The sequence below is a fragment of the Paraclostridium dentum genome (assembly GCF_048568265.1).
Taxonomy (GTDB): domain Bacteria; phylum Bacillota; class Clostridia; order Peptostreptococcales; family Peptostreptococcaceae; genus Paraclostridium; species Paraclostridium dentum.
This window is the reverse complement of the sequence record NZ_CP183813.1, coordinates 633,119-658,016: the sequence shown is the minus strand read 5'-3', so window position 1 is coordinate 658,016 and position 24,898 is coordinate 633,119. Positions and strand designations below refer to the sequence as shown.

The 24,898-nt window shown below is 27.3% G+C and carries 20 protein-coding genes; 2 read left to right on the top strand and 18 right to left on the bottom strand.

Annotated elements, in window-relative coordinates; genetic code table 11:
- Positions 1 to 135 precede the first annotated feature (135 nt).
- On the bottom strand, positions 136 to 801 hold the full coding sequence (locus ACN6I1_RS02885) for an ABC transporter ATP-binding protein (protein ID WP_419742654.1): 666 nt from the start codon (positions 799 to 801) through the stop codon (positions 136 to 138).
- 20 nt (positions 802 to 821) lie between these two features.
- The gene (locus tag ACN6I1_RS02880) at positions 822 to 3,410 is read right to left on the bottom strand and encodes an ABC transporter permease (RefSeq protein ID WP_419742653.1); all 2,589 of its coding nucleotides are present in this window, start codon (positions 3,408 to 3,410) and stop codon (positions 822 to 824) included.
- A gap of 215 nt (positions 3,411 to 3,625) precedes the next feature.
- On the opposite strand from ACN6I1_RS02880, the gene ACN6I1_RS02875 reads away from it, so the two are divergent.
- Together ACN6I1_RS02875 and ACN6I1_RS02870 are read left to right on the top strand one after the other, a co-directional pair.
- Positions 3,626 to 4,345, top strand: a complete 720-nt coding sequence (locus tag ACN6I1_RS02875; RefSeq protein ID WP_419742652.1) for a response regulator transcription factor — start codon at positions 3,626 to 3,628, stop codon at positions 4,343 to 4,345.
- Positions 4,314 to 5,924, top strand: a complete 1,611-nt coding sequence (locus ACN6I1_RS02870) for a sensor histidine kinase (protein ID WP_419742651.1) — start codon at positions 4,314 to 4,316, stop codon at positions 5,922 to 5,924. Before ACN6I1_RS02875 ends, ACN6I1_RS02870 begins: the two co-directional genes overlap by 32 nt.
- Positions 5,925 to 5,961: 37 nt before the next feature.
- Here the strand turns inward: ACN6I1_RS02870 and ACN6I1_RS02865 are convergent, their stop codons facing one another.
- The 16 genes from ACN6I1_RS02865 to ACN6I1_RS02790 all read right to left on the bottom strand — a co-directional run bounded on the left by ACN6I1_RS02865 (position 5,962) and on the right by ACN6I1_RS02790 (position 24,837).
- Positions 5,962 to 8,487 (bottom strand): ABC transporter permease, encoded by a 2,526-nt coding sequence (locus ACN6I1_RS02865; protein ID WP_419742650.1) that lies wholly within the window; start codon positions 8,485 to 8,487, stop codon positions 5,962 to 5,964.
- Between the two features lie 8 nt (positions 8,488 to 8,495).
- A complete protein-coding gene (locus ACN6I1_RS02860) occupies positions 8,496 to 9,158 on the bottom strand; it encodes an ABC transporter ATP-binding protein (protein ID WP_419742649.1) in 663 nt (220 codons plus the stop codon).
- Between the two features lie 159 nt (positions 9,159 to 9,317).
- Positions 9,318 to 10,733, bottom strand: a complete 1,416-nt coding sequence (locus ACN6I1_RS02855) for a GHKL domain-containing protein (protein WP_419742648.1) — start codon at positions 10,731 to 10,733, stop codon at positions 9,318 to 9,320.
- Positions 10,727 to 11,437 carry a LytR/AlgR family response regulator transcription factor gene (locus ACN6I1_RS02850; protein ID WP_419742647.1) on the bottom strand — a complete coding sequence of 237 codons (711 nt, stop codon included), beginning with the start codon at positions 11,435 to 11,437 and terminating at the stop codon, positions 10,727 to 10,729. The genes ACN6I1_RS02855 and ACN6I1_RS02850 overlap by 7 nt, the downstream gene beginning before the upstream one ends.
- Before the next feature lie 343 nt (positions 11,438 to 11,780).
- Positions 11,781 to 13,166 (bottom strand): MATE family efflux transporter, encoded by a 1,386-nt coding sequence (locus ACN6I1_RS02845; RefSeq protein WP_419742646.1) that lies wholly within the window; start codon positions 13,164 to 13,166, stop codon positions 11,781 to 11,783.
- A 108-nt stretch (positions 13,167 to 13,274) separates the two neighbouring features.
- The gene (locus ACN6I1_RS02840; protein ID WP_419742645.1) at positions 13,275 to 14,189 is read right to left on the bottom strand and encodes a LysR family transcriptional regulator; all 915 of its coding nucleotides are present in this window, start codon (positions 14,187 to 14,189) and stop codon (positions 13,275 to 13,277) included.
- A 67-nt stretch (positions 14,190 to 14,256) separates the two neighbouring features.
- The gene (locus ACN6I1_RS02835) at positions 14,257 to 14,505 is read right to left on the bottom strand and encodes a zinc ribbon domain-containing protein (protein WP_021429910.1); all 249 of its coding nucleotides are present in this window, start codon (positions 14,503 to 14,505) and stop codon (positions 14,257 to 14,259) included.
- Between the two features lie 118 nt (positions 14,506 to 14,623).
- Positions 14,624 to 15,448, bottom strand: a complete 825-nt coding sequence (locus ACN6I1_RS02830) for a phosphate ABC transporter substrate-binding protein (RefSeq protein WP_021429835.1) — start codon at positions 15,446 to 15,448, stop codon at positions 14,624 to 14,626.
- A gap of 261 nt (positions 15,449 to 15,709) precedes the next feature.
- On the bottom strand, positions 15,710 to 18,331 hold the full coding sequence (gene ppdK, locus ACN6I1_RS02825) for a pyruvate, phosphate dikinase (RefSeq protein ID WP_220796792.1): 2,622 nt from the start codon (positions 18,329 to 18,331) through the stop codon (positions 15,710 to 15,712).
- Positions 18,332 to 18,560: 229 nt separating this feature from the next.
- Complete coding sequence (locus tag ACN6I1_RS02820; RefSeq protein ID WP_419742644.1) at positions 18,561 to 19,397, bottom strand: pyruvate, water dikinase regulatory protein; 837 nt, start codon at positions 19,395 to 19,397, stop codon at positions 18,561 to 18,563.
- A gap of 11 nt (positions 19,398 to 19,408) precedes the next feature.
- On the bottom strand, positions 19,409 to 20,050 hold the full coding sequence (locus tag ACN6I1_RS02815) for a helix-turn-helix transcriptional regulator (RefSeq protein ID WP_038285033.1): 642 nt from the start codon (positions 20,048 to 20,050) through the stop codon (positions 19,409 to 19,411).
- A 240-nt stretch (positions 20,051 to 20,290) separates the two neighbouring features.
- On the bottom strand, positions 20,291 to 22,357 hold the full coding sequence (gene glyS / locus ACN6I1_RS02810) for a glycine--tRNA ligase subunit beta (protein ID WP_419742643.1): 2,067 nt from the start codon (positions 22,355 to 22,357) through the stop codon (positions 20,291 to 20,293).
- Positions 22,357 to 23,235: a glycine--tRNA ligase subunit alpha gene (gene glyQ / locus ACN6I1_RS02805; protein WP_021429889.1), complete on the bottom strand. Its 879-nt coding sequence runs from the start codon at positions 23,233 to 23,235 to the stop codon at positions 22,357 to 22,359. Before glyQ ends, glyS begins: the two co-directional genes overlap by 1 nt.
- 136 nt (positions 23,236 to 23,371) lie before the next feature.
- The gene (locus tag ACN6I1_RS02800) at positions 23,372 to 23,947 is read right to left on the bottom strand and encodes a DUF4342 domain-containing protein (RefSeq protein WP_419742642.1); all 576 of its coding nucleotides are present in this window, start codon (positions 23,945 to 23,947) and stop codon (positions 23,372 to 23,374) included.
- Positions 23,940 to 24,713 carry a DNA repair protein RecO gene (recO, locus tag ACN6I1_RS02795; protein WP_419742641.1) on the bottom strand — a complete coding sequence of 258 codons (774 nt, stop codon included), beginning with the start codon at positions 24,711 to 24,713 and terminating at the stop codon, positions 23,940 to 23,942. The genes ACN6I1_RS02800 and recO overlap by 8 nt, the downstream gene beginning before the upstream one ends.
- Positions 24,664 to 24,837: a YqzL family protein gene (locus tag ACN6I1_RS02790; protein ID WP_021429941.1), complete on the bottom strand. Its 174-nt coding sequence runs from the start codon at positions 24,835 to 24,837 to the stop codon at positions 24,664 to 24,666. The genes recO and ACN6I1_RS02790 overlap by 50 nt, the downstream gene beginning before the upstream one ends.
- Positions 24,838 to 24,898 lie beyond the last annotated feature (61 nt).

Here is a 24,898-nt window from a genome sequence, read left to right as displayed (position 1 = left end):
AATGTGTACATTTTTAAATATTACATAAGAACATAAATATTTATAATTAATTACATACTATAAAAGCTGTCTCAAATATATAGCTTATGATAAATTTATACTTTCATTGTTATTAATTTTGAGACAGCTTTTTATTTACATTTTTATAGTTCCATCTACTATATTAATTATTCTATCTGCTTTCTTAGCTATATTTATATCATGAGTTATAACTATTAATGTTTGCTTGAACTTTCTTATAGATTTCTTTAATAACTCCATTACTTCATCTGTTGCCTTACTATCTAAGTTTCCCGTAGGCTCATCTGCAAGAATTATACTTGGCTTTGTTGATAATGCTCTTCCTATTGCAACTCTTTGTTGTTGTCCTCCTGATAGTTGGCTAGGAAGATGATTTTTTCTATCTTTAAGACCTAAAACATCTATTAGTTCATTTATATATATTTCATCTATATCATCATTTCCTAACATTAGTGGAAGTTCTATATTTTCTTCTACATTTAATACAGGAATTAAATTGTATTGTTGAAATACAAACCCCACTTCTTTTCTTCTATATTCTGCTAGTTCCATATCTTTTAACTTACTAATATCTTTTCCATTTACATTTATACTTCCACTACTTATCTTCTCAAGCCCTCCTAATAAGTGAAGAAGTGTACTTTTACCACTTCCACTAGGCCCTATTATTGCAACAAATTCTCCCTTTCCTATATTTATATTAACATTGTTTAATGCGTTTACTTTACTCTCTTTATTCCCATAAGTTTTTGATAAATTTATAGTTTCTAAAATTGACATATTAAATCCTCCCAATATCCTTATTCATTTATATTTATCATTTCAACTACACTTACTTTTTCTAATTTTTTAGCAGGTAAGTAAGTTGCAAGTACTCCAATTAATGCATTTATTACTATTATCGATATATAATCTATATATCTTATACTAAATTCAATCCCAAACTTCGATACTCCAAACGAGTCATATGTTGTTTTATTTAAAATTAAAGAAACAAATATAATTATTAAACTAGATATTGCTGTATATATAATTCCTTCAAATATTATCATTTTTCTAAAGTCTTTATTATTAAGTCCTACTGCTCTTAACATTCCAAATTCATTAGTTCTATCTACTATGCTTTGGCTTATATTATTTACTACATTCACAACTGCAATTACAAATAGCACTACTACTATAGCAGCATTAAAAACTCTAGATTTTTCATACATTGCATCAGAATTTCTCTTTTCTTCAATTATATTTCTAGCCATAGCCCCTTTAACTTTTATAGTAGTTTTTAGTATTTCATCATAAACCTTTTTGTCATTTGCACCTTCTTTTAAATTTATATTTATAGCTTGATAAGCTGTACTATTTGTTGCTTTAGAAAATGTATCTTCGCTCACTATTACATCTACGCAATGATCGCTTGTATACGTATCTTCTGCCATAAATGGATAGCTAACTACTGCCCCTACCTTAAATTCTTTTTCTATATACTTACCATCAGTGTCTTCTAACCTTATAAACTCTATAGGTCTTTTCCCATCTTCTCTAAATTTAACTTTAACAGTATCTCCTACCTTTATATTTGCAACTGGCTTACCATTATCAACATTATAGTAAGTTACACCTCCATCAAACTTTTCTTCGGTAACCATAGGAACATAAACTACTGCTAAATCTTCTTTTTTCATTTTTTCATTATCTATGTTTCCTTGTACTAAAAATTTATTTAATTCTTTTAAAGCTTTTTCATCATATCCTCTAAGATTTTGTTTTAATATCAACTCATCATTTATTTTATCTTTTACAAGATATCCTTTAAAAAGGTTACTTCCCCTGATAGATTTATTTATAGAATCAAAATAACCCTCATTAGCTATATTCCCTTTATTTATAACCATTCTTCCATTCATTATTTGAGATTTTACTACTTCTTTTACCCCATCTATATTTTCAATTTGTTTTATATCTTCTTTACTTAAGCCATTTCTTTGATTATCAGCCCCATAAATATCTATTCTCATATCAGAGTTATTAAACAGTCCCCTATCTGTAATAAAGTCATCTGATTGAGACAAATGTGAACGATAGTTTGAGTTTATAAATAAAATCCCGCAAATACTCATTGATAAAACTATCATTATAAATCGTTTTTTATTTCTTAATATGTTTTTAAAAGATATAGCTTTATATGTTTTCATATATTTACTTAAATCTTTAACACTTACCCTATTTCTTTTTATGCTATTTTCTTTTCTGTTACCTTTTATAGAGTCTATAATAGATAACTTATTTATCTTTCTATATGTAAAAAATGATATTAAAAGTAATATTAAAACCATAAATAATATAGCTAGTATTATTTCAAATAAGGGATACACCATATGTGAACTTATAATTTTTCCATCTAAAGCTATACTTGTTTTTAATTCACTCGATTTTTTATAAGCTATTAAAGATGCTCCTAATCCTCCTACAAGCCCTATAGGCATACCTATAACACCTAAAGTCATTAACTCATTTAATATCAATTTAAATACCTTTGAATTTCTAGCTCCTATTGCCCTTAATACTCCATATTCTCTAAATCTTTTATACATAGATATATTAAAAATACTGTATATAACTATTCCGCATATTAAACTTATAACTAATATACTCAATATATTATCTAAACTAATATTGTTTGCATCATTTGAAATTGATATAAAGTCTTCTTGAATCCCTATATTGTCTTTATTTATATTAGCTTTTTTTGCAAGTTCTAAAGAATAATCCTGTATATCTATTTTCTCATTAAAAGCTACTCCAACTTCTAAATGTTCACTTCCCTTTTGAAGAGGTAAGTACATTTGCATTTTGGCTACTTGCTTTTCAGTAGGTCTATCTTTTATAATTCCTACTAATTTAAATTCTTCATCTTTTACATTCTTGTTTATATCTTCAACATTAAGCTTTATATTTTGGTTTAATGTAGGCTGTATTCCTAAGTTTTTTAAAACCCATTCTTCAGCTACTATTTCATTTTTTTCTTTTGGAAGTCTTCCCTTTTCAAGCTTTGAATTTGATATTATATAATCTTCATTGCAATTTATCATTATTACAGATTGTTTTTCTTTATCTGTTGTAATTCCATGAAAATTAAAAGCACCTACATTTTCTACATCACTAGACTTTTCAATTTTTTCTAACTGATTGTAATCTAAGTCTTTAAATGTTATATGATATATTCCCGTATTGTATTTCATTGTTTGTAATTCATTCATTTTTTCTGTTTTTGTTAAAGTTAATACTCCAACTATCATACCTACTGATAAAATGATACTTAGTATAATTGCAAATGACCTAGCCTTATAGGCTTTCATATATCGAACTCCTAAGTTTAAATTTTTTTTCATAATTCTTCCCCTTTCTATTAAACTACTTTATCGCTACAAAAGAATTCTACATTAAATTTTTTATCAAAAACGTAATTTATGTTCATTGTATAAACTTCTTTATTCAATTGTAATAATTACAACTTTTCGTAATAAATTCTTAATAATTTAATCTTGTGTTTATAGATTTAATGCATAAAACTCTATGTTATAATAACTTCTGAAGGAGTGATTTTATGGGTGAAAATATATTAATAGTTGATGATGATAAGGAAATAGTTGATGCTATTGAATTTTATCTAAAACCAGAGGGGTTTAATATTTTAAAAGCATATGATGGATTGGAAGCTATTGAAAATTTAATAGATAGTAATATAGATTTAGTTATTATGGATGTTATGATGCCAAACATGGACGGACTTAAGGCTACTCTTAAAATTAGAGAAAATAACAATATTCCTATAATACTTTTATCTGCAAAAGATCAAGATATGGATAAAATCTTAGGATTAAACATGGGTGCTGATGATTATATAACTAAACCATTTAATCCATTAGAACTTATAGCTCGTGTTAAATCTCAACTCAGAAGATTTATAAACTTAAATACAATGAGTGAAAATACCCATATTTCTAGTTGTACTAATTCAATATTAACTAGTGGTGGGCTTTGCCTTAATAAAGATACAAAAGTAGTTACTTTAGATGGGGAAAATATTAAGGTTACTCCTATTGAATTTAAAATTTTAGAGTTTTTGCTTGAGAATAAAGGAATTGTTTTTTCTTCTAAGGATATTTATGAACATGTGTGGGAGGAAATAGCTTATAATTGTGAAAAAACTGTAGCTGTGCATATTAGAAGGATTAGAGAAAAGATAGAAATTAACTCAAAAGATCCAAAATATTTAAAGGTGGTGTGGGGAATTGGTTACAAAATCGAAAAAATTGCTTATTAACAATCCACTTTTAAAGTTTTTATCGTTATTTATACTTTTTATATCTTTATCGATATTATTTGAATGTTATTTCAATCTAATCTTTAATTTTTTAGGTGAAACCCCTAAGGACTTTATTCCTAAGTATTATTTATTTGGACCTGTTTATGAACACACTAAACCTGAACTTTTAATAATACAAAAAAATATAATATTTATTGCATCTATTGTATCTTTATTATGTATTTTTATTTATATGTTAAATAAAAAATCATCAAATAAATTAATTGATTTTATAGTTTACATATTATCTAAAACTCCATTGGAGTTTATTTTACTTATAATAGCATTTATTTTTCTCTCACGTTTTGATGAATGGAAGCATACTATGCCATTTTATGATAGTGATTTAGTTTATTGTGATAGTATAATTTTATGGATGTTTTATTGTACCTCTATAAGTTTTAAAACTTATAATGGTTCTATTAAATCAAGAATACTTACGATTCCTCTTATTAACAGCTTAAATAAAAACTACAATCAAAATCCTTTACTTAAAAAGCTTGGATTATTTTTTACAATAGCTATAATTGGCCAATTTATACTAATATTTTTATTACTTAATTTAATTTACTATTCTACTTCGTCTGCATTGATTGAAACTTTATTAATATCTTTTATAAGCTCTATATGTTATTCATATGTATATAAGATACTATTAAATAAAGTTGATTATATAGAATATATAGAACGAAATATTAAAGATATTGAAAAATGTAATTTAGAACATGAACTTGATGTTATAGGTAATGATGAGTTAGCCTCTATTGCAAAAAGTGTAAATAATATAAGCGATGGGTTAGATAAGGCTCTTGAAAGTCAATTAAAAGGAGAAAGAACAAAAACAGAACTTATAACAAATGTTAGTCATGACTTAAAAACTCCATTAACTTCAATTATTAGCTATATAGATATTTTAAAAAATAATGAACTAGATGAGCAAACAACTAAAACTTATATAAATATACTAGATAAAAAAGCTGCTAAACTTAAAACCCTTGTCGAAGATATATTCGAAGCGTCTAAAATAAGTAGTGGTGATATAGAACTTCATTTTGAAAAAACAGATATAAAAGAACTTTTAATACAAAGTATTGTTGAGCTTGACGATAAGATTGAAGCTTCTAATCTTGATTTTATAATTAATACCCCTGACTTCCCTGTATTTAGTAATATTGATGGAAAAAGAATGTTCAGGGTATTTGATAACTTGATTACTAATATAACAAAATACTCTTTGCCAAATACAAGAGTATATATTGATGTTTATACGAATTACGGATATGTTTTTATATCTATGAAAAATATATCTAATCATAAATTAAACATATCACCTAATGAGCTACTTGAAAGATTTGTTCGTGGAGATGTTTCAAGAAATACAAACGGAAGTGGACTTGGACTTTCAATTGCTAGAAATTTAGTTGAAATGCAAGATGGATCTCTTGACCTAGATATTGATGGGGATTTGTTCAAAGTTACTTTAAAGTTTGAATTAATTAATGATGGTGTTCAACTTGAAGAATGTAGCAATATATAAGTAAGGGTAGCATAATGCTACCCTTACTTATTATAATTTATTCTAAAGTTTTTATCTGTTCTATAAAATCTTCACCTTGAACATTTTTTAATGTTTTCAATGTAGTTATTATAATTATCGCACTTATAACTAGTAATATTAAAATTACAGCTATTATAAACTTCAAGTTGATTAATTGGATAGTTTCAAAAGGTTTTATTATTATGTACCTTACTATCAATGTAGGTATTATAGAAATAATAAAACCTACTACAATGTATATACAACTTTCTAGTACAACAATCTTTTTCACTTCATCTTTAGATATTCCTATACCTCTAAATAATGCAAATTCTCTACTTCTACTATTTATGCTAGTAACTATAGTATTACAACAGTTGAATAATGATAGTAAAACTATAACTCCAACAACCAAAGTCATAATCATAGCTTTTTGATTGTCACTTTTTTCAATTCCAGCAGCTTCACTTTTATATGGAATTAAAATTCCCTTATCACTATTTTCGATTATTTTATTTAATTCACTTTCAATATTTTTTTGATTTGAAAGCTTATTTGTCCATATATCAAACCTTTCATATGTAGAAATACCTGTAAATTTATTCATTTGATTAACTGACATAACAGCTCCAAATGTACATCCTACTCCTTGTGAAGTTAATGGTATATAGTCTATTATTCCTGCTACTATTAAGTCCTTTGATATAGTTTCTTTATAATCGCCAGTTTTACTATCTGATACATCAAGATTTGCTTTTATATAATCTCCAACTTTTATTTTTAATGTTTCACTTGAATATTTATCTATGTATATATATGGTTTATTATCTATGTCTTTTAAATTTGATTTTCCATCTATAATACTATCATCTAGTATGCTATGATCCTCAATACCCATAACTTCAAATCGTTCTCTGTAAGCTTTTTTCCCTTCTCTAAACTCTATAGAATCCGCTTTTGATTCAATATTATTTTGTTCTTGTTTCCAATAGCTAGATTTTTTATCTATTTTATCAATATCTATATCTATATCTAATATCTTATCTCTAGATGGACTTACTTTAGTTACTCCATCTATATTTTTTATAGCTTGCAATGTAACTTTATCATATGACATCTTATTATCCTCAGCAGAACTATAATCAATATTATGAAGCAAATAATCTCCAGGAATCCAGTGCCTTAATCCGTTATCATCTAGGAAGTTACTAGTAGATTTAGTATATAATGTTGACATTAAAAAAAATATTATTACCATAGATGCTATTGCTAAATTTGTACGTTTTTTATTTCTTTGTATATTTTTAGATGCTATATTTCCATAATCTTTAAAAAACTTAGTCATAAGCTTACTTACTATTGACTTTTGGTTTATCTTTATTTTTTCATCACTCTTTTTCATACAAACCATAGGATCTACTTTAGAACATTCTCTAAGTGGTTTATAAACTGCTATTATGATTGTTAATACACTTAGCAATGTTGAAATAATATATAAACTCATGTAACTTTGACTTTTTATTGAATTTGCATAGTTCATATCATATATTACACCTATTATATATTCCCTACTTAAATTTGCTATTAATCCCCCTAATATCAATCCTAATGGTATACTTATTATTGCATATATAAACACTTCAAACATCATAGTTTTTGATATCTCTGAAGGTGTAAATCCTATTGCTCTTAATATTCCAAAATCTTTTCTTCTACTGGCCAGTAATATATAGAAAATGTTGTAAATTAATAATATAGTTGCTAAAGAAAGTATTACATTAATTATAATATATGGTATTTTTAAGCTCATACTATCTGAAATTGCTAATATTAAATCTTTATTTATCATGAAATCATCTTTACTTAAATTATTTTCTTGTGCAATTTTTTCAACTTGCTTAGTTATATCTTTTTCTTTTTTAAATTTAAAAAATACTTGATTATATTTATTTTCAACAGTTATATTTTTTTTAGCACATTCTTCACTTATAACTCCTATACAAGTTCCTTGAGCCTTTAATATTGGATTACATTTTAGAATTCCAACTATTTCAAATTCTTTTTCTCCTTGGTATAAAACATGCTTGCCAGTCGAATCGTAACCGGTATATTTTAATTTTATACTTTTTCCTATTGGATTTTCTATTCCTTTTTGTTCTATATACCAAGAGTCTATTGCTATTTCATTTTCTTTAATAGGAAAATTCCCTTCTTTTAAAGAATAACTATTATCTAATTCTTGTACAACTTTATCATCATTTACTATTTGTAAAGTTTGACCATGTCCCATTTCATTAAACCCTAGTAACATTGATTTTCCTAATTTATCTATACTTGAATTTTTTTCAAAATATTTAATTTCTTTATCATTTCTAAGTCCATACTGAGCATGTTTTGTTCCTAAATTTTGTTTTGCTTGATTTATCATTATATTTCTTGCATCTTCACTTATTATATTCATTACTAAAAAAAGCGCAGTTGAAATTATAATACTTACAATTATTAATAATGAATTTTTCTTATTTTTCATAATATAACTTTTAACTATATCTATAAGTTTCATAATCTCACCTACTCCCTAATAAATCCATCTTCTATTTTAATAATTTTATCTGCATATTTAGCAATATCCATATTATGAGTTATCATTATTATCGTCTGATTATATTTTTTCTGAGATTCTTTTAAAAGATTTAATACTTCACTTTCTGTTTTTGTATCTAAATTTCCCGTAGGTTCGTCTGCAAATATAATAGCAGGCTTATTTACAAGAGCTCTTCCTATTGCAACCCTCTGTTGTTGCCCTCCTGACAATTGATTTGGTAAATGATTTTTTCTTTCTTTTATATTAAGTAACTCCATCAATTCATTTACGTATCCATCATCTTTATTACTTGTATTTATAGTTGGTAATTTTATATTTTCTTCCACTGTTAAAACTGGTATCAAGTTGTATGATTGAAATATTAATCCTATTTTTTCTTTACGAAGCAATGATCTTTCTTTTTCATTTAAAGAAGAAAGATTTGTATTTTCTATAATTACATCTCCATATGTAGGTGTTTCAAGTCCTGCCATTATATGAAGAAGCGTACTTTTCCCACTCCCACTTTTACCTACTATTACAACAAACTCACCTTTGTTTATTTCTAAGTTTATATGGCTTAATGCATTTACCTCAGTTTCATTTTCTCCATACACCTTACTCAAATTTTTAATTTTTAAAATTGACATATTTACCTCCTAAAATCCCCATAAGTATTTTCATAAAAAATATATATTTTATTTAATCTTTTAACAATATAAAAGACACAACTGGGTATTTTTTAGATATAACTGGGCAAAAAAAGAACATCTAATTGTTTAGATGTTCTTTTTTCCTTACTTTTATCACTATGCATTTTTTATGTATAAATTATTTTCATTAAGTTTTAAGGGTATACAAATATTTATCAAAAATCTAGTATTTAAATCATTTACTTCTAAATTTCCATTGTATTTTTCTATAGAATTTTTCATACTACTTATACCTATACCATGTAAAAACTTATCTTTTTTATTGGTTAAAATCTTACCACTTTTTAATTTAATTATATTATTTTTTGGATTTTCACATTTTATAATATATAAGCTTTTAACTATAGTTCCTTTTATGTTAATTTTCTTGGAAATACTGTTATCTTCTATATTTTCGCAAGCTTCTATGGCATTATCTATCATATTTGAAAATATACTACATACATCTGCTGAGTCTATAAAATTACATTCTTTAAAGTTTATATTAGCTATCAAATCTATTCCTTTACTTTCACAAATACGTTTTTTATCATTTAATATAATATCTAAAATCATATTATTTGTATTAAATATAGAATTACACTCTTTAAGTTGGTTGTTTATACTTTCTACATATTCATTTTTACCATACAGATTTTCTATACATATCATATGGTTTTTCATATCATGATATAATTTTTTAACTTTCATTTGAGACTCTTGCATATTCAAATAATACTGATGCTGTAATTGTATATTTTCTTTTATACATTTATTTTCTGCCCTTAAGTTACTATCTTTTGAAACTCTTATTATTAGCCACATGAAAAATATGTTTAAAATAAGTATGCTACTTGAAATTAATGCAATAACAAAATCTAAAGCAAAATCTGTTACTGATTGTGTTGTTTTATATATAGTTGCAAATATTAATATAGCACTAAGTAGATTTAATATTATTGAGAAAAATATATATTTATATTGTTTATTATTTAAGTTAACTTTTAACTTTACAGTTTTAATTATTGTTACAATGTATATAAGCAATAATTTCGTTAGTATATTCACTTCTAAGAAAATTAACTTTTCATATCTTAATGTGTAATACCATCCATATTGCATATCTATTAATCTATTACATAGTAAAGATAAAAAGGCATATATTATTTCATTGAGTAAACCTAAAAACAATATATAACTTATGCTTATAAGAACTATTTTTTTAATCTCTATTTTATAGTTAATTTTTATAAATATACTTATTAAAGTTGTAGATACTATTGATTTAGCAAATTTAACTACTAACATCCAAAAACTTGATTCTTCAATTGTCCAATTAGATTTCAATATTATAATCATTGCAATAATTTCACATATAGAAGTTAATATACTACAAATAATTAAGCTGTTTATTATATTTTTTTTATTACTTTTTAACTCTACAAATTCATTTAATAATACACTTAAAGTTGTTAATTCTATAGCAGAAGATATAAATATAATTAATATGTAAATAAAATTATTCTCTAACATATTATTGACCCCAACATGTTTGTTAACTTAGTTTTTAAATTGCTCATTCTATGTTTACTAACAGGTATCTCTTCATTTTTTATCATAACATTATCTTTTCCTATAAAATCAACATGCTCCATATTTATTAAATAACTCTTATGACATCTAAAAAAATTATGTACTAATAACTCTTTTTCTAAATTTTTAATCCTATTCTTAATATTGTAATCTCTATCTAAGGTGTGAATTGTTATATCTTTTTTTATAATTTCTATGTATGTAATATTTTTAATAGATACTTTATGCTTGCTTCCATTTTCCTCTACAATCATAAAGTTATCTCTTTTGCTTATAATATCTGATATGCAGCTTAAAATATTTTCTTTTAGGTCTTCATGTTCTATTGGCTTTAATAAGTATCTGTATGCTCTTACCTTATACCCCTCTTGTATATACTCAATTAGTGAAGTTATAAAAATTATTTCTGAAACACTATTTTTTTCTCTAATTTTTTTTGCAACATCCATACCTGTTATTTCATCCATTTGTATATCTAGAAAAAATATATCTATATCTTCAATTCCAGAGCTTAAAAGTTCTTCCCCTGATTTAAATTCAAATATCTCAACCTTATTCGAAATTTCATCGAATATATTAAATATCGAATTATATAAATTACTTCTTTGTGACTCATCATCTTCACAAATAACTATTCTATACAATAAAATCTCCCCTATCTTATATATCTTTTCAATTAACCCATATATATATTACCATATTTTTACATAACTTATATTCAAGATAATTTACTTAAGCGCAAAAATTCGCTTCGCTCATGTCGCTCAAATTTCATGTCGTCAACGTCCACTCGATAAACTCGTGTCCCGTTACTCAAACGACTTCGTCCGTTGCTCAAAAACTTTTTTTACGCTCAAAACATGCAATATTGATATAACTAAGTCTCAGAGGTTATCCATAAATTTTTCGTAAATGTAATTTATTTAAGCGCAAAAAAACAAATGAGATAATATAAAATTACGTCATTTGTTTCTTATTATTTAAAGTTTAATTAGATAAACATGTATTTTCACTTGTTTTCCCTGATACCATGTTTTTTAAGTCTTTATTTGTCTTGTGAGCATAAAATGCAGTTAATATTACCGTAAACAAATCTGCTACTGCCTGAGTAAGTAGTACTCCATCAACACCAATTAATTTTGGTAATATTATAATTGCTGGTAAGAAAAATATACCTTGTCTAGCTGTTCCTACAATTAAAGCTTCTTTTGGCATACCTAATGATTGATATAACACTGCATATAATTGTGTAAATCCTAATAGTGGGTATAGTAAAAGTGTATATCTTAATGTTTTAGCACCTACCTCGATAACTGCTGGGTCATTACTAAATAAATTAATAGCAGTTGGTGCAAATATCATTAAAACTATAGTTGCTAATGTTGAAAATATAGTTGTTCTCTTAATAGATATGTTTATTGCTTTTCTTAATTTTTCATAATTTCCTGCTCCATAATTATAACTTGCAATAGGTTGGAATCCTTGATTATATCCTATAACAACAAACATAACTAATGAAGATAGTTTTAAAGCTATTCCAAATGATGCTATTAACTCATTTCCATATGGTTTTGATGCTATATTTAAAAGTCCCATCGATATACTTATTAAAGCTTGAATTAAAAAAGTCGCAGTTCCAACAGAGATAATTTCTCCATATATGCTCTTTGAAAATTTAAAGTTTTTTATACTTAACTTTAGATAACTTTTATTTGTTATATAATATGATAATAACAAAACTACTGATGCAAGTTGCCCTATTACTGTAGCTAAAGACGCTCCTACTACTCCCATGTTAAATGTGAACATTAGTATTGGGTCTAAAATTATATTTATTATAGCCCCTAATGCCACCGCTACTGCACTAAGTTTTGTATTTCCCTCTGACCTTATAATGTTTGCAAGTGTTGGCATCATTATCGGTAAACTAGCTCCTATTGCAATAGGTTTTGCATAATCCATTGCATATGGCATTACACTGTCTGTTGCTCCTAGCAATCTTAAAATCGGCTCTAGAAATATCAATATTAAAATAGTAAATATAATTCCTACTATTACTGATGATATTATAGCAGTTGATGCTACATCATCTGCACCGTCTTTGTTCTTAGCCCCTAGAAGTCTTGCTATATAAGATGAAGCTCCTACTCCTATTAATTGACCTACTGCATTAATTAGTATAAATAAAGGAAATATAACTGATACCGCAGCCATTGCTAATGTGTCATTTAACATACCTATAAATGCTGTATCTACTATATTATATATAGCACTTATTAAGCTGGCTATAATTCCTGGTATCGCAAATTTCCATATTAATCTACCTATATTATCATCTTCCATTATCTTCGATTTATCTATAACTGTATCCATTTTATAAATCTCCTCCTTTGATAAAGCTATATTAATATACTATCAAATCTAGAGATTTATCGTTAATATATATATACTATTACTCGTTATAACTAAAATTTATAACAACTACATATTTCTCATATTTTCTAAAAGTATTTCTAAAAATAACTTTGCTTCATCTGATAGTTCTTCTTTTCTTCTCTTAATCCATCCAACTGTAAAGTGAACACTATCATCTTCAAGTGGTATAGCCCTTATTCCACTAACATTTTCTATTTTATTAAATCCAGATGCTATTACATAAGCATTCGTTTCTAAAACAAACTGTGTTATAGTTTCTTTATCATTTAAATATATTGCTCTATCCTTATGAGAAAAACCTAATAAATCTAGCTCTACACTATATGTAAGCGCGTTTATAGGCTCTTCTACTAAGTGTACACATATAAATTCATTTAGCTCCTCTGGCTTTATAACATCATTATTATATAAAGGATTGTTCTTACCTATGTAAATATATATTTTGTCTTTACATATTGGGTTAAATTCCAAGTCTCTATTTTCTAAAACTCCTTTAAATACTCTCTCTTGCATATTAGAAAGTGCTATTATACCTATTTCAGACTTCATTGTTGATACATCTTCTATTATCTTTTCTTTATATGTTTCTTTCAGTGAAATTTTAATTTTTTTATTATTAACTTTTTTATAAACCTCGCTCAATACAATTCCTAAAGTATACAACTTCATACTCGAAACTTCTAACTTAAACCCATTTTCTTGAGATAAGTCTGAGTATATTTTTTCTAAATTATCAATTTGATTTATTATATAAGTTGCATAAGTCAAAAAATCTTTACCTTCTTTTGTTAGTTTTACACCTCTATTAGTTCTATCAAATACTTTTATTTTAAATTCTTCCTCTAAATTTACTATTGCTTTACTTAAATTAGGTTGAGATATGAATAAGTTACTTGCAGCTTGATTCATAGATCCCGTTCTAGCTACTTCTATAAAATATCTTAGTTGGTTTATTTGCAATATATTACCTCCGTAAATATTATTTATATATACTATTTTAAACAAAAAAAGAGCTTTTAAAAAGCTCTTATTCCTCATCTGGAAAATTATTACTAAATCTCATTTTTGCTATTTTTAATATTTCATTTAAATTATACCCTTTTAACTTACATCCACACTTTGGACAATATTCTAATTTTTTAGAAACTAAAGCTCTACAACTAGCCTCAGGACATCTTACTTTCTCAGTTACTTTACCTACATCAAGACCACATCTTGGGCAAACTGTACCTGGTCTATTTGATACTTCCTTACCACATCTTGGACACTTGATCATTATTATCCCTCCTATAAAAATAAAAAGTTAATAATATATAGTATGGTAATAAGCTTGTTTATGTTATAGATTCAAATAAAAAACTCTTTCTAAATTTTTTAGAAAGAGTTTTTTTATATTATTTAAGTGTTATTAAACCTTCTTCTTCTACTACTTTTTGTCCATCTTCACTAGTTATATATTCCATAAACTTTTTACCATTTTCACTTAATTTATCTTCTTTGTATACTAGTAAGAATGGTCTTGATAATTTATATTTTCCACTCTTAGCATTTTCTGCTGTAGCATCTACTCCATCTAATTGAAGTGTATGTATGCTGTCATCTAAATAACTAAATGAAGTATATCCTATGGCATTTTCATTTCCAGCTACTGTTGATTTTATATTTCCGTTTCCATCACTTATTTGAGCTTCTTTTGTTAAATGAGTAGATTCAAATCCAACTATTTCTTGGAATGCATCTCTAGTTCCTGATCCATCTTCTCTTGAAACAACAACTATAGGAGCATCTTTTCCTCCAAGTTCTTTCCAGTTAGTTATTTTCCCAGTATATATTCCTTTTAATTGATCCATTGTAAGAGACTTAACTTCATTGTTTTTGTGAGTTATTATCCCTATTCCATCAACTGCTATTTTATCTTCTTTAAGACCTGCTTGCTTTTCTTCACCTTTTAAATCTCTAGATGACATCCCTATTTCTGCTACCCCATTTATTGCATCTTTTATCCCTGCTGATGATCCTAATTGATTTATTTCTATAGATACTTTAGAGTCTACTGATTTATAAGCTTCTGCTTCTTTTTCCATAAGTGGCCCTACTGAAGTTGATCCTGATACAGATACTTTACTTCCACCACCAGAATCCTTCGATCCACATCCTACAGCTAACGTTCCTACCATTATAGTACTCATTAGTAAAACTCCAATTTTCTTTTTAAACATAGGTAACCTCCACAAAGTTATAATTTTTATAATTACTTTATTATTTTTCCGACTTTATTGTCGTTTATTCCTTTATTTGAATTTTCTTTACATTTTTATAATAAAGTAACTATGTTAAATCCAAATTAGAGATATGTTAACTATTGGTAAACAACATTAAGAGAATGTAAAAATGAATATTACTTAAATAAAAAATATTTAGATTAACATAATTTATGTAAAATAACAAAGGAATTGGGGTATCCCAATTCCTTTAATTTACTATTTATTATTTTTTATAGCTGCTTGCGCTGCTGCAAGTCTAGCAATAGGTACTCTATATGGTGAACAAGATACATAGTTCAATCCTGTTTTGTAGCAGAACTCTATAGAAGATGGTTCTCCTCCATGCTCTCCACATATACCTAATTTAAGGTTTGGCTTAACCCCTCTACCTAATTTAGCTGCCATTTGAACTAGTTTACCAACTCCATTTTGGTCTAATACTTGGAATGGATCTTTTTCAAGTATTTCACTATTTATATAGTCACCTAAGAACTTATTTGCATCATCTCTTGAGTATCCAAATGTCATTTGAGTTAAGTCATTTGTTCCAAAGCTAAAGAAATCAGCTTCAGTTGCTATTTCATCTGCAGTTAAGCATGCTCTTGGAACCTCTATCATAGTTCCAACTGTATAGTCTACTTTAACTTCTGACTTATCAAGTTCTTCATTTATTACAGAAACTACATTTTCTTTTATAGTTTTTAATTCCTTAACTTCTCCTACTAAAGGTATCATTATTTCTGGATTAACTTCTACTCCACTATTTTTAGCTTCTATAGCTCCTTGTATTATAGCTTTTGCTTGCATCATAGCTATTTCAGGATAAGTTATTGCTAATCTACAACCTCTGTGTCCAAGCATTGGATTTAGTTCTTGTAAATCTACTATTCTCTTTCTTATTTCTTTAACTTCAAGTCCCATAGTTTTTGCTAAAGCTTCTATAGCTTCATCATCATGAGGTAAGAACTCATGTAGTGGTGGATCTAGTAATCTTATATTAACATGTCTTCCATCCATAACTTTGAATATTTCAGTAAAGTCTTCTCTTTGCATAGGTAATAATTTTTCAAGAGCAACTAATCTTTGATCTAATGTTCTTGATAAAATCATTTCTCTAACAGCTGGTATTCTATCTTCATCAAAGAACATATGCTCAGTTCTACATAATCCTATTCCTTCTGCTCCAAAACTTATAGCAACACTTGCATCTCTTGGAGTATCTGCATTAGTTCTTACTTGTAATGTTTTATACTTATCAACCCAGTTCATAAGTACCTCAAAGTTTCCTGTAAGAGCAACATCTGTCTTTTCTATTTCTCCTAAATAAACACATCCTGTTGATCCATCTAGAGATATATAATCTCCTTCTTTTATAACTAATCCATCTACAGTTATTTCTTTATAGTACTCATCTACTTTTATTTCTCCACATCCTGCAACACAACATTTACCCATACCTCTAGCTACAACTGCCGCATGAGATGTCATACCACCTCTAGCTGTAAGTATTCCTTGTGCTACAACCATACCTTCTATATCTTCTGGTGATGTCTCTAATCTTACAAGTATAACTTCTTCTCCTTTTTCAGCTGCCTTTACAACATCATTTGCATTAAAGTATACTTTACCGCAACTAGCTCCTGGAGAAGCTGGTAATCCTTTAGCTATAAGCTTAGCATTTTTTAAAGATTTCTCTTCAAAGTTTGGATGTAGTAATTGATCTAATTGATTAGGTTCAATTCTCATTATAGCTTCTTTTTCATCTATTATTTTTTCTTCAACTAATTCAACTGCAATATTTATAGCTGCTTTTGCAGTTCTTTTTCCATTTCTAGTTTGAAGTATATATAATTTTTCATTTTCTATAGTAAACTCTATATCTTGCATATCTTTATAGTGGTTTTCAAGTATATTAGTTATTTTTACAAATTCATCATATATAGCTGGCATAGCTTCTTTTAATGTATCTATGTCTTTTGGAGTTCTAATTCCTGCAACAACATCTTCACCTTGTGCATTTATTAAGTATTCTCCAAATAGTTTATTTTCTCCAGTAGATGGGTTTCTTGTAAATGCAACTCCTGTTCCACTAGTATCTCCCATGTTTCCAAATACCATTGATTGTATATTAACTGCAGTTCCTAAGTTATGAGGAATATCATTTAACTTACGGTAAATATTTGCTCTTGGATTGTTCCATGATTTAAATACTGCTTTTATAGCTAACATTAATTGCTCTTTTGGATCTTCTGGGAATATTTGTCTTAATTCTTTTTTGTATATCTTCTTGTATTCTTCAACTAATACTTTTAAATCTTCACTTGTAAGATCTGTATCGAATTTGTATCCTTTTTCTTCTTTTATTTTATCTAAAGCATTTTCAAATTTATACTTTGGAACTCCCATTGCAACATCTGAGAACATTTGTATAAATCTTCTATAACTGTCATATGCAAATCTTTCATTGTTAGTATTCTTAGCTATTGCCTTAACTGAAGTATCATTAAGACCTAAGTTTAATATAGTATCCATCATACCTGGCATTGAGAAAACTGCACCAGAACGAACAGATAATAATAATGGATTTTCATTACATCCTAATTTTTTATTTAAAGATTTCTCTAGCTCTACTAATTTTTCTTCTATCTGTAAAACTATATCTTCTCTTATACTTTCATTATTTACGTAATAGTCATTACAAGCCTCTGTTGATATTGTAAAACCTGGAGGCACTGGTAAGCCTATCTTAGTCATCTCGGCTAAGTTAGCACCCTTACCACCTAAAAGACTCTTCATTTCCTTTGACCCCTCAGCAAAACTATAAACAAACTTACTCATCTAAAACTCCTCCTAGTATGTTTTTTATACAGATATACTGTACATTGTATTCAAGCATGATTAATTTGTTATCCTAAAATTTATTATTAAAGTAATAACTAAATTTCTTAGTTATTATTTTCAAAGTACTCGGTTAAACGTTTTTTTGTCACCTAACCCATTCCTTAAAAATCTTAATAAATAAGATTTATACTACACACCGAAAGTGATTCCGATGTGCACTAAAATCCTATTTATCGTTATCTCTAAATACTTTTAATCCATTTTCTTTCATTACATCCATTATGATTCCAGCTGTTTCTTCTATTGCTTTGCTAGATACATCTATAACTGGGCATCCAACTTTTTTCATTATTTTATCTGAGTAATCTAACTCTTGAAGTATTCTATCAAATTTAGCATAATTAGCATTACTTGATAATCCTAAAGCTTTTAATCTTTCTTGTCTTATTTGATTTAACTTTTCAGGTGTATTAGTAAGACCTATTATTTTCTTTTGATTTATTTCAAATACTTCCTTAGGTATTGGTATTTCTGGAACTAAAGGAACATTAGCTACCTTTATATTCTTATTTGCTAAGTACATACTTAGTGGTGTCTTAGATGTTCTTGATATTCCAAGTAATATTATATCAGCTTGTAATATGCCTCTAGGATCTTTTCCATCATCATATTTAACCGCAAATTCTATAGCTTCTACTCTTTTGAAGTAACTTTCATCTAACTTTCTTATAATTCCTGGTTCTCTTCTTGGCTTAACTCCTATTTTACTAGCAATTTGCTTTAATATTGGAGTCATTAAGTCTACACAACTTAAATTTTCCTTGCTACAGTAATCTTCAGTAAATGTTAAAAGTTCATTTTCAACTAATGTATATATAACTATTGCATTTTCTTCTTTAGCACTTCTTAATATTTCTTCTAAAAAATTAACTTCTACAACATATGGAAATCTTCTTATTTCATAGTCATCCTTTAATTGAAATTGAGATATTGCAGCTTTAGTAACTTGCTGAGCTGTTTCCCCTACTGAGTCTGATATTACATATATGACTAAATTATCCATATACTCCTCCTTTAATTATCCGCTATCTCTAAAAATAGTTTTGTTATGTTAGTTTTAGAAATTCTACCAACAACCTTATTTATTATTGTATTATCCCTTTTTATTTCTTCTACAACAGGTATTGAATCTACTTCGTGTTCTATTATTCTCTTTGCTGCTAGTACAACAGTATCTTCACTTGTAACAGTTACAACATTAGGTGTTCTTGTCATTATCATACCTACAGGTATCTTGTTTATGTCTCCCCCACCTATAGTTGCTTTTAATAAATCTTTTCTTGATACTATTCCACATAATTCTTTTTCATCATCTATTATAAATACACTTCCAACATCTGATAAGAATATATTTACTATAGTATCATAAACATTTGTATCTTGTGTTACCATTATAGGCATACTCATTATGTCCGCTACAGTTTTGTTTTTTATTTTATCTCCTAGTAAGTTAACTTTATCTATTCCTGAATAAAAATACCCAACCTTAGGTCTAGCATCTAATACTCCAGTCATAGTAAGTATAGCTAAATCAGACCTTAATGTAGCTCTAGTCACATTAAGTTTAGCTGCTATGCATTCACTTGTTATAGGTTCACTTTCTTTAACGATATCGATTATCTTTAGTTGTCTATTATTAAGTTGAATAATAATCACACTCCTCTTTATTGTGATACACTGTTTATCCGTTTTTATCTTATATAGTATATTATATATATTTTATATTGTGTTGTAAATACAGAAATTAAATTTATATATTTAATTTCTTATTTATTTAATTACAGTTTTAACCATAGGGTCCTTTTTTATCCCACTTTAGGTAAAATTTACCCTATAATCTACTTTTATTAAAGATTTAAATAACCGAGGAAAAATTCCCTCGGTTATTTTAACAGACTATTTGTACACTATCTTTGATAGGTCACAAATATTTAACATTATGTCATATATTTGTTTTAATATGGCTAATCTGTTGTTCTTTATAGCCTCGTCCTTGTCCATTATCATTACTGAGTCAAACATATTATCTATCGCTGGTCTTAACGATGCGAATGCATCAAGAGCTTTTGTATATTCTTTATTAGCTAATAAGCGCTCAACATTTGAACTTATTTCTTGGAATTGTTGATATAAATTAAATTCTGCTTCTTCTCTCATTAAGTTTATATTAACTTCATTAGTTTCAGCTTTTTCTGCTAAAGTAGCAACTCTGTTGAATGCTGTTAACATTTCAACTAACTCACCTTTATCTATCCAAGAGTTTAAAGCCTTAGCTCTAGCATACATATCAGCTATATCATCTATATTAGAACTTAATATAGCGTCTATAACATCATATCTTATGCCTAAATCTCTAAATAAATTCTTTATTCTATCTTTGAAGAATTCCATTATTTGATTTAAAACTTCATCTTTATCAAACTCTATAAATGAATAATTATCAAGAGTTAATGATACAAGTTCTCTTAAACTTATATCTAAGTTGTTATCCATTAATATATTTATTATACCTAATGCTTGTCTTCTTAAAGCATATGGATCTTGTGATCCTGTTGGTTGTATTCCTATAGCAAAGAATCCTGCTATAGAATCTAATTTATCTGCTATAGATAAAACTATTCCAGATTTAGTAGCTGGAAGTATATCTCCTGCAAATCTAGGTAAATAATGTTCAAATATAGCTTCTGCTACATTTTCATTTTCACCACTTACTTTTGCATATTCTCTTCCCATTACACCTTGAAGTTCAGTGAATTCAAATACCATACCTGTAACTAAGTCTGCCTTGCATAATTTAGCTGCACGAAGTGTATCTTCTTTTATATCTGCTTCATTTAATTTTTCTAATATATCATTAGCTAATTTTTCTATTCTTAAAGATTTATCATAAACTGTACCAAGTTTAGCTTGGAATACAACAGTTTTTAATTTTTCTATGTAGCTTTCTAAAGACTTCTTAGTATCTTCTTTATAGAAGAATAATGCATCTGCAAGTCTAGCTTCTAATACTTTTTCATTACCTTTTTTAACATTATCAATTCTATGGCTATCTCCATTTCTAACAGCTATAAAGTTTGGAAGTAATTTCCCATCCTTTAAAACAGGGAAATATCTTTGATGTTGTTTCATTGGTGTTATTACAACTTCTTTTGGAAGTTTAGCATAATCTTCATCAAATTCTCCATAGAATGCAGTTGGATACTCTACTAAATGAGTTACTTCTTCAAGTAATTCTTCATCAAATTCTATTTCTCCACCTAAAGATTTTGCAACATCGTCACATTGTTTCTTTATTAATTCTTTTCTTTCGTCTTGATTTAATATTACAAAGTTCTCTTCTAATTTAGTTAAGTATTCATTTAAAGTATTTACTTCAAATTCACTTTCTCCTAAGAATCTATGTCCTTTAGTAGTATTAGATGATACTATTCCTTCTAATTCTATATCAAGTACAGAATCATTTAATATACAAACCATCCATCTTATTGGTCTTATAAATCTCATGTTCTTTCCACCCCAACGCATAGCCTTAGGGAACGTCATAGATTTTATAGCTTCTGGAAGTATACTTTTTAAAACTTCACTAGTTAACTGTCCATCTTGCTTTATTTTACCGAAAGCATATTCTTCTTTTCCAACTTGCTTAAAGTGTAAGTCTTCTTCTTTTATACCTTTACTCTTCATAAATCCTAAAAGAGGTTTAGTATAGTTGCCTTCAGCATCAACCGCTATTCTCTTAGCTGGTCCTTTTACTTCTTCTTCTAAATCTGATTGTTTTTCACATATATTATTAACTATAACAGTTAATCTTCTTGGTGTAGAATATACATTAACTTCATCAAAAGTTATTCTATTTTCATTAAAAGATTTAACTATGTTAGTTTTTAATTGGTCCATTGCTGAATTTACATATCTTGCAGGTAATTCCTCAACACCTATTTCAAATAAAAGGTAATTTTTCATTATTTGTCACCTTCCTTTAAAAGTGGATATCCCATTTCTTTTCTTAACTCTACATAAGCCTTAGCTACTGTTCTAGCCATATTTCTAACTCTACTTATAAATGAAGCTCTTTGACTTACACCTATAGCTCCTCTTGCATCTAGAGTATTGAATGTGTGCGAACATTTTAACACATAATCATATGCTGGAGTTATTAATCCTTTTTCCATAAGTCTTAATGCTTCTTTTTCATATACATCAAATAAGTTAAATAACATATCTGCATCACACTCTTCAAATGCGTATACAGAGTTTTCATATTCAGCTCTATTGAATACTTCTCCATATGTTATTTCATCATTCCATTTTAAATCGTATACACTTTCAACTTCTTGAAGGTACATAGCTAGTCTTTCTAAACCATATGTAATTTCTCCTGTTTCAAGCTCACACTCGATTCCACCAACTTGTTGGAAGTAAGTAAACTGTGTTATTTCCATACCGTCTAACCAAACTTCCCAACCAAGACCCCATGCTCCAACAGCAGTTGCTTCCCAGTTATCTTCAACAAATCTTATATCGTGTGCTTTTGTATCTATTCCTATAGCCTCTAAACTTCCTAAGTATAACTCTTGTATATTATCTGGAGATGGTTTTAAGATAACTTGGAATTGGTGATGTTGATATAATCTATTTGGATTCTCACCGTATCTTCCATCTGCCGGTCTTCTAGATGGTTCTACATAACATACTTTCCAAGGTTCTGGTCCTAAAGATCTTAAGAATGTATTTGGGTTCATTGTTCCTGCACCTTTTTCTACGTCATAAGGTTGCATCATTATACATCCTTGCTTAGCCCAATAATCTTGTAATGTTAGTATCATATTTTGAAAATTCATACGAATACCTCCTGTATTAAAAACAAAGCCTTTCGTCTACACGAAAGGCCATTAAATGGTTATTTTCTAACTTTTAGAATATCAAAGTATAGAGTATTTGTCAATATGCTTAAATATTAGTTTTGTCAACACTTTTTTAGTATTTAGTTATATCGTCATCCTCTTTTATTAATTCTTCAGTTATATCTTTATCATCTTTTTTATTATGTTTAACTACATCAGTAACTTCTTTTGCAGTACTTGTTAACATATTTTTTAGCATATTTAATGTCTCTTCATTTAGTTCTCCTAAATCAACAACTGTTTTGTCTTCTTCATTTTGAACTTTTATATTGAATTTGCCTATTACAGCTGCTGAAAGTCCCACTAATGTAACTAAAGGTCCTAGTGCTAACCCAACAACTCCAACTGTTAAAGGAATATTCATTATAATTTTATTGTCTTTTTCAACTATTACTCTTATAACGTTACTTCTTTTTAGCATTTCTTTTAATTGATTTTTTATTTCTTCTGCATCTTTTCCTAAAGCAGTTTCCATTTTTTCTTTTGCCTTATTTTTTACTTTTGCAGTTTTTTTGTTTTGCTCTAAATATATTATTGCATCTAATACATTTCCATCGCTAATCACTAATGCTTCTTTAGCTTCTGCATAACTTGCACTTGGAACTCTCTCTAGTACTTGATCTATCTTTTCTAATGTTATATCAGTCATCAATATCAGCTCCTTTATTATTTTCTATTCCTTGTAATAAGTGTAATGATTTTGTGTTTGCATTGTCAACGTAAACCTGAACGTATACTTTTAAAATTTTTGTTAGTTCATTTACTAAGTATTTTGATACTTTAGCTTTACTACAAGTTAATATATCATTTCTAAAAATATAATCCATTAATTTTATAGTAGTACTATCAATTTTAAAATTATACACATGGTTTTTTTTACACTTTTCACATAGTATTCCACCTTCATCAACATTAAATACACTACTTTTAAGATTTGTAGTATTACAGTTGACACATCTATTTACTATTGGTTTAAAGCCTGTATAGTCTAAAAACTTTAGTTCAAATGCTCTAGTTATGTATTCTTTATCAACCTCATTTTGAGTATATAGATAAAGAGTTTGTGCTAGTAAAACAAAAAGCCTGTTATTAGTTTGATTTTCATATATAGATCCATCTACTAAACTTGTTATATATGTAGCATAGGAAAAGGCTTCTATATCATATGCAATATCATAAAAGTTTTTAATGGTCTCACTTTGACTCACTCTATACATGTTACCTTGTTTTTTTAAAGTAAAGTTAGAGTAGGAGAAAACCTGAGAAGAAGATAGTAACGAACTTTTATTTCGTTTTGCGCCTTTTGCTATAGCTGATATCTTCCCAAGTTTTCGTGTAAATATTGTTAAAATCAAATCATTTTCTTTATATCTTGCTGATCTTAGTACTATCCCCTGGGTGTTCACAATTATCATGGTCGTTTTCTATCTCCCTATTCATATTAACTTCGCCATTGTTTGTATTTATGCTATTTTTTAAGTATAGATAGGCTTCTATACTTCCTGTTTTTTTAAAAACTTCCCAACACAGATTGTTCATTTTTAAAAACCCCCTTCTTACGCTTATACTATATTTTTAGTAAGAAAGGGGAAAAAAATGC